The organism is Massilia rubra (assembly GCF_011682065.1).
Taxonomy (GTDB): Bacteria; Pseudomonadota; Gammaproteobacteria; order Burkholderiales; family Burkholderiaceae_D; genus Telluria_A; species Telluria_A rubra.
The window spans coordinates 186,577-192,907 of record NZ_VUYU01000010.1 but is presented as its reverse complement, the minus strand read 5'-3'; the positions used below and the strand labels follow the sequence as shown (position 1 = coordinate 192,907).

Annotated in this window: 4 protein-coding genes; all 4 read right to left on the bottom strand. The window is 66.8% G+C overall.

Going from position 1 to position 6,331, the window contains the following annotated elements:
• Positions 1-114: 114 nt before the first annotated feature.
• The 4 genes from guaD to xdhA are packed head-to-tail and all read right to left on the bottom strand — an operon-like array spanning position 115 to position 6,293.
• On the bottom strand, positions 115-1,458 hold the full coding sequence (gene guaD, locus F0185_RS17385; RefSeq protein ID WP_167226485.1) for a guanine deaminase: 1,344 nt from the start codon (positions 1,456-1,458) through the stop codon (positions 115-117).
• Positions 1,458-2,477 carry a xanthine dehydrogenase accessory protein XdhC gene (gene xdhC / locus F0185_RS17380; protein ID WP_167226482.1) on the bottom strand — a complete coding sequence of 340 codons (1,020 nt, stop codon included), beginning with the start codon at positions 2,475-2,477 and terminating at the stop codon, positions 1,458-1,460. Before xdhC ends, guaD begins: the two co-directional genes overlap by 1 nt.
• Positions 2,477-4,813 carry a xanthine dehydrogenase molybdopterin binding subunit gene (gene xdhB / locus F0185_RS17375; protein ID WP_167226480.1) on the bottom strand — a complete coding sequence of 779 codons (2,337 nt, stop codon included), beginning with the start codon at positions 4,811-4,813 and terminating at the stop codon, positions 2,477-2,479. Before xdhB ends, xdhC begins: the two co-directional genes overlap by 1 nt.
• Positions 4,814-4,823: 10 nt before the next feature.
• Positions 4,824-6,293 carry a xanthine dehydrogenase small subunit gene (gene xdhA, locus F0185_RS17370; protein WP_167226478.1) on the bottom strand — a complete coding sequence of 490 codons (1,470 nt, stop codon included), beginning with the start codon at positions 6,291-6,293 and terminating at the stop codon, positions 4,824-4,826.
• Between the last annotated feature and the right edge of the window lie 38 nt (positions 6,294-6,331).

Here is a 6,331-nt window from a genome sequence, read left to right as displayed (position 1 = left end):
GTTTGGGTATTTGGTTTCCTTTTTCCACCGCCGGGGTCCCCGGCGGGGGGGGGTGCCCACTTGCCCCTGCTGATCGGGGTCTTTGTTCCCCCCCGGGGGGGGGGGCCCGACGGCTCAAAATGCGGTAGTACTTACAATGTCATCGCCTGCGCGCTCATGCACCTTCCGGCCAGCCGCATAGGTCGCACCCACGCACCGGTCGTCGCCCAGCAGCGCCAGCGCGAACAGCAGCTCCTCGAGGTTATTGCAACGCTCCGTGCGGCGCGCCAGCAAGGGCGTCGCTTTCGGGTCGAGCACGATGAAATCGGCTTCCGCCCCCGCCACGAAACTGCCGATGGTCCCTTCGAGTCGCATGCTGCGCGCCGCGCCCAGCGTCGCCAGGTAAAACATGCGCGCGGCCGGCAGGTAACTGCCTTTTAAGCGCGCTACTTTATAGGCTTCATTCATAGTTTGCAACATGGAGAAGGAAGTCCCCGCCCCCACGTCGGTCGCCAGCGACAGCGATACCCGCGCCGCGTCGGCCTTTTCAAAATCGAACAAGCCGCTGCCGAGGAAGAAGTTGGAGGTCGGGCAGATCGCCGCCGCCGACCCGGTGTCGGCCATCCGTGCAAAATCGGCATCGTCGAGCCAGATGCAGTGGCCGAACATGGCGCGCTCGCGCATCAGCCCATACTGGTCGTACACGTCCAGATAGCTGCGCGCATCCGGAAACAGCGACTTGACCCAGCTGCATTCGTCCGCATTCTCCGACACGTGGGTCTGTATGTACGTGTCCGGGTATGCCGCCGCCAGCTCTCCCGTCAGCCGCAGCTGCGCGTCGCTGGACGTGGGCGCGAAGCGCGGGGTAATCGCGTACATGGCGCGGCCCTTGTTGTGCCATTTTTTGATCAGGTCCTCGCTGTCGCGCACCCCGCCCTCGGCGGTATCGCGCAGGAACTCGGGACAGTTGCGGTCCATCAGCACCTTGCCAGCCGCCATGCGCAGGTTGCGCGCCGCGCTGGCTTCAAAAAACGCGTCGACCGACTCGCGGTGCACGGTGCAGTACACCATGGCCGTAGTGGTCCCGCAGCGCAGCAGCTCGTCGAGGAAGAAGTCGGCCACTTCGCGCGCGTGCGCCGGGTCGCCGAACTGGCGCTCGGTCGGGAAGGTGTAGGTCTCCAGCCACGGCAGCAGGCCCGGCGCCGGCGAGGCGATCATGTCGGTCTGCGGAAAATGCAGGTGGGTGTCGATAAAGCCCGGCATGATCACCTTGCCGCGATAATCGCGCACCTGCACGCCGTCAGGGAGCGTCGCCAGCAGCTGCGCGTAGTCGCCGGCCGCCCGGACTTTGCCGTCGGCGACGATCAACAGGCCATCTTCGTGCCACAGGCAGGCGTCTTTGCTGAAGGCCGGGTCGGCGTGAAAATGCAGCAAGCTGGCTCGGTAGGCTTGCACGGTGCTTGGTGGTACGGTAGACATCAGGTTCTTTCGGTGATTGCGGCCGACGGTCTTGCCGAGATGTGCGTGAACGCGCTGGGCGTTCCTTGCATGGCTTCCCACACGGTCAGTAATTGCGCGCAGACGGAAGCGGCGATAACCGCCGGCGCTTTGTTGGTGATGCCGGCCAGCCCGATCGGGCAAACCATTGTATCAATCCGCGCCGCGTCCACGCCGCGCGCAAGCAGGCGGTGTTCGAACTGGCGGCGCTTGGTTTTCGATCCGATCAGGCCGAACCAGCCCACGTCAGGCCGCGCCATGATCGCCTCCGTCAGGCGCTGGTCAAGCGCGTGGCTGTGCGTCATGACGAGGTAACTGGCATTGGCCGGCGCGGCGGCGACCAGCGCCTCGGGCAGGTCGGTCGCTTCGATGGTGACGTTGGCCGGCGCCTGTGCGGGGAACATGTCGTCGCGCTCGTCCACCCAGGTGACGTGGCACGGCAGGTGCGCCAAAGCGCGCACAATGGCCGTGCCTACGTGGCCGGCGCCGAACAGTACCAGATGCGCACGTGGCGCGAACACCGGATCGACCAGCCAGCGCCGCCCGTCCGGCTCCTGCATGACGTAGGCGCCACGGTCGCGCGCGAATACGGGCGGACGCTGGCCCGCCAGCCAGCGGCCGTCGCCATCGAACAGCGCGGTCTCTGGCGCGCCGTCGATGGCGCTCACGCGCCAGCTGTCGTGCTGGCGGCGCTGGCCGAGCAGCGCGGCCTGCGCCGCATCGAACAGTTCGAACGACAGATGCACCACGCCGCCGCAGCACTGGCCCAGGCTCGGACCGAGCGCATAGCGTTCGAAGTGGCGCGCGCGGCCACCGGCCAGCATGGCGCGCGCGGTCTCGATGGCGCGGTGCTCCAGGTGGCCGCCGCCGATGGTGTCCAGCACCCGGGTCGCGTCGACCAGCATTTTGGCGCCGCATTCGCGCGGGCCGGAGCCTTCGACGATGGCCACGGTCACCAGGATGGACGGCGCGCAGGCGCCGGCGCTGAGCCAGTCGTCCATCACGCCGCCTTGAGCGCCGCTTCGACAGCGGAAATCGACTTGAGGATTTCTTCGCTGGTGGCCGGCGCATTGAGCGGCGGGTTGACCTTGTGCCCGCCGACGCTGGAAACGGCATCGCGGATGGCAAAGAACACCGAGAACGGCAGCAGCAGGGGCGGCTCGCCCACCGCCTTGGACCGGTGGATGCTGTCTTCGACGTTGCGGTTGTCGAACAGGCGCACGCGGAAGTCTTCCGGGCAGTCCGATACGCCGGGGATCTTGTAGGTCGATGGCGCGTGCGTCATGAGTTTGCCGGCCGGGTTCCACCACAGTTCTTCGGTGGTGAGCCAGCCCATGCCCTGGATGAAGGCGCCTTCGACCTGGCCGATGTCGATGGCCGGGTTGAGCGACTTGCCGGCGTCGTACAGCGCGTCGGCGCGCAGCAGCTTCCATTCGCCGGTGAGCGTATCGACCACCACTTCGGCCACGGCGGCGCCGTAGGCGTAGTACGAGAACGGCCGGCCGTTCATTGTCTTCGGGTCCCAGTGCAGGCCCGGCGTGGCGTAAAAGCCGTCGGACCACAGCTGCACGCGCGCCAGATAGGCTTTTTGCACGAGCACCGGAAAAGCGACTTCGTGGCCGTTGACGAACACCGTGTCGTTGGCGAACACCACCTCGCCCGCTTCGCCGCCATACAGCTTGACCGCGTACCCGGCCAGGCGTTCGCGGATCTGGCGCGCCGCGTCCTGCGCCGCCTTGCCGTTCAGGTCGGCCCCGGTCGATGCGGCCGTGGCCGAGGTGTTTGCAACCTTGCTGGTGTCGGTGGCGGTGGCGCGCACGTTGACGAGGTCCACGCCCAGTTCATGCGCGACCACCTGCATCACCTTGGTGTTGATGCCCTGCCCCATTTCGGTGCCGCCGTGGTTGACGATGATCGAACCATCGACGTACACGTGCACCAGCGCGCCGGCCTGGTTCAGGTGCGTGACGTTAAACGCAATCCCGAATTTGACCGGCGTGAGCGCCAGCCCTTTCTTGAGCACCGGACTGGCGGCGTTGAAAGCGGCAATCGCCGCGCGCCGGGCGCGGTAGTCGCTGGTTTGTTCCAGCTCAAAGGACAGCGCGTCGATCACGTTGTCGACCACCACCTGGCCGTACGGGGTGACGTTGCGATCGTCACGGCCGTAGAAATTGATGCGCCGGATATCGAGCGCGTCGCGCCCGAGTTCACGGGCGATGTCGTCGATCACATATTCGATGGCGATCGCGCCCTGCGGGCCGCCGAAGCCACGGAAGGCCGTATTCGATTGCGTGTTGGTCTTGCCGCAGGCGGCGCGGATGTCCACGTCCGACAAATAATAGGTGTTGTCGAAGTGGCAGACCGCGCGCGTGGCCACCGGCCCCGACAAGTCGGCCGAATAGCCGGCGCGCGTCACCATGTCGACCTTGGCGGCGAGAATGCGGCCGTCGTCGTCGTAGCCGACTTCGTATTCGTAATGGAAGCAGTGGCGCTTGCCGGTGACGAGCATGTCGTCGTCGCGGTCGGCGCGCAGCTTGACCGGGAGCTTGAGCTTCGAGGCGGCGATGGCGGAAGCGGCCGCCCACAGCGCCGATTGCGACTCCTTGCCGCCGAAGCCACCACCCATGCGGCGGCATTCGACGACGATGTTATGCGAGTGCAGGCCGAGCGCATGGGCCACCACGTGCTGCATTTCGCTCGGGTGCTGGGTCGAGCAGAGCACCAGCATGCCCTTGTCTTCCTTCGGGATCGCGTACGAGATCTGCCCTTCCAGGTAGAACTGCTCCTGCCCGCCCACATACAGCTCGCCCTTGACCGAGCGCGGCGCTTTTTCAAAGGCGGCTTGATAGTCGCCGCGTGCCAGGCGCATCGGCGGCAGCACGTACGATTGCGCGGCGCGCGCAGCTTGCGGCGTGAGGATGGCGGGCAGTTCTTCGTACGTCACCTGGCCCAGGCGCGCGGCGCGGCGCGCATGGTCGTGGGTGTCGGCGACGACAATGAAGATCGGCTGGCCGACGTACATGACCAGGCCATCGGCCAGGATCGGGTCGTCGTGGATGATCGGGCCGCAGTCGTTGGTGCCGGGGATGTCGGCCACCGTCAGCACCGCCACCACGCCCACGCTGGCGCGCACGGCGGCCAGGTCGATGGCGCTAATGTTGGCGTGCGCCTTGCTCGATAATCCGAGCGCCGCGTGCAGGGTGCCCTGCACTTCCGGGATGTCGTCGGTGTAGGTGGCCTGGCCGAGCACGTGCAGCGCGGCCGATTCGTGGGCGCGCGAGACGCCCACGCCGGTCCACGCCGCCGCTTTGAGCGCTGGGGTAGCTGCGTCGTTCATGGTGTTCTCCTTACGCGCGCACGGCAAAGGCGTTGACGGCATCGGCCGCCAGCGGGTTGTGTTGACGGGTCTCGAACCAGTAGCGGCGCAGCAGGTTCTGCGCCGTCTTCATGCGGTATTCGCTCGACGCGCGCATGTCCGACAGCGGCGCGTAATCCTGCGCCAGCATGGCCATGGCCGCATCCACGGTCGCCTCGCTCCACGCCTGGCCGACCAGCATCGCTTCGGTCCGCGCGGCGCGCTTGGGCGTGGCGGCCATGCCGCCGAAGGCGATCCGTGCTTCGCTCACCACATCGCCGTCGAAGCGCAGCGCAAAGGCGGCGCACACGGCGGAAATATCCTGGTCGAAGCGCTTGGCCAGTTTGTAGGTGCGAAAGCGCACGCCGGCGCGCGGCAGCGGCACGCGCACCGCCTGGACGAATTCGCCCGCTTGCAGGTCCTTTTTCTGGTAGCCGAGGTACAGCTCTTCCAGCGCCAGCTCGCGTTCGCCGGCGGCGCCGCGCAGCACCACGCGCGCGCCGAGTGCGATCAGCCACGGCATCGAGTCGCCGATGGGCGAGCCGTTGGCGACGTTGCCGCCCAGGGTGCCGGCGTTGCGGATGGGGAGCGAGGCAAAGCGCTGCCACATGCTTGAGAGTTCGGCCGGATAGTGCGCGGCAACCGCCTTGTAGGCCTGTTCCAGGGTGACGCCGGCGCCGATATCGATCATGCCGTCCCGCTGCGTGACGTGCTTGAGCGCGTCGACGTGGCCGAGGTAGATGATGTCGCCCAGCTCGCGCATCTGCTTGGTGACCCACAGGCCGATGTCGGTGGAGCCGGCCAGCAGCACGGCGTCGGGTTTGTCGGCGCGGATGCGCACCAGTTCATCGAGCGTGCGCGGGGCGAAGAAGGAGGCGCCGCCGGCGCTGTAGGTGGCCATGGCGCCGCGTTGCAGGCTCGCCAGCTGGGCCGCCAGCGCGGCGCGGTCGAAACTCACGGGCGGCAGTTCGCCCATGCGTTTGGCGGCGTCGATGATCGGGCGGTAGCCGGTGCAGCGGCACAGGTTGCCCGAGAGGGCGTCGTCGATCTGGCAGCGCGATGGCGCTTGCCCTTCCTGCTTGAGGTACATGCCCCACAGGGACATGACGAATCCGGGGGTGCAAAAGCCGCACTGGGAGCCGTGGCATTCGACCATGGCTTGCTGCACCGGGTGTAGCAGGCCATTCGGCTGCTGCACATCTTCGACGGTAAACAGGGCCTTGCCGTCGAGCGTGGGGGTCAACTGGATGCAGGAGTTCACCGCCTTCATCTCGACCTGGCCGTCGGCGCCGAGCGTGCCAATGACGACCGTGCAGGCGCCGCAGTCGCCTTCGGCGCAGCCTTCCTTGGTGCCGGTGCAGTGCAGGTCCTCGCGCAAATGCTGGAGGATGGTCTGCGTCGGCGCGGCCTGCGTGACTTCGCGCACGGCGCCCTGATAGTAAAAACGGATCGGTGTTGACATTCTTGCCTCGGCTTTATCCCAGTATGCAAGGTTAACAC